The following is a 905-nucleotide window of genomic DNA, read 5'->3' as shown; positions in this document are numbered from 1 at the left end:
GCAACAGCCGTGTTTAATTCATTAGTAGCATCTTTATCCAAATCAGCTGCGTCTGATGCCGTAAGCTGTGCATTGGTAGCAAAAGTAGTATCCAAATCAACACCTTTATCACCCCCTGCATCTGTCACATTTAGGGTAGTACCGTCAAGTGCTACCGCTGTGTTCAATTCATTAGTAGCATCTTTATCCAAATCAGCTGCGTCTGATGCCGTAAGCTGTGCATTGGTAGCAAAAGTAGTATCCAAATCAACACCTTTATCACCCCCAGCATCAGTAACATTCAGGGTAGTACCGTCAAGCGCAACAGCCGTGTTTAATTCATTAGTAGCATCTTTATCCAAATCAGCTGCGTCTGATGCCGTAAGCTGTGCATTGGTAGCAAAAGTAGTATCCAAATCAACACCTTTATCACCCCCTGCATCGGTAACATTTAGGGTAGTACCGTCAAGCGCAACAGCCGTATTTAATTCATTAGTAGCATCTTTATCCAGATCAGCTGCATCTGAAGCCGTAAGCTGTGCATTGGTAGCAAAAGTAGTATCCAGATCGACTCCTTTATCACCCCCAGCATCTGTCACATTCAGGGTAGTACCGTCAAGCGCAACAGCTGTGTTTAATTCATTAGTAGCATCTTTATCCAAATCAGCTGCGTCTGATGCCGTAAGTTGTGCATTGGTAGCAAAAGTAGTATCCAGATCAACACCTTTATCACCCCCTGCATCGGTAACATTTAGGGTAGTACCGTCAAGCGCAACAGCCGTGTTTAATTCATTAGTAGCATCTTTATCCAAATCAGCTGCATCTGAAGCCGTAAGCTGTGCATTGGTAGCAAAGGTAGTATCCAAATCAACACCTTCTACGATGATTACTTAATTTGTGCCGACAACGCGAACTGCCATGATGGG

The 905-nt window shown here is 44.0% G+C and carries 1 protein-coding gene; it reads right to left on the bottom strand.

All coding sequences use genetic code 11. The features are described 5' to 3' along the window. A partial coding sequence (locus ABW636_RS22520; protein ID WP_445012699.1) for a hypothetical protein occupies nt 1-845 on the bottom strand: 845 nt, incomplete at its 3' end. Between the last annotated feature and the right edge of the window lie 60 nt (nt 846-905).

This window comes from Aquimarina discodermiae, assembly GCF_040786235.1.
Taxonomy (GTDB): Bacteria; Bacteroidota; Bacteroidia; order Flavobacteriales; family Flavobacteriaceae; genus Aquimarina.
This window is presented reverse-complemented; position numbering and strand designations above follow the sequence as displayed.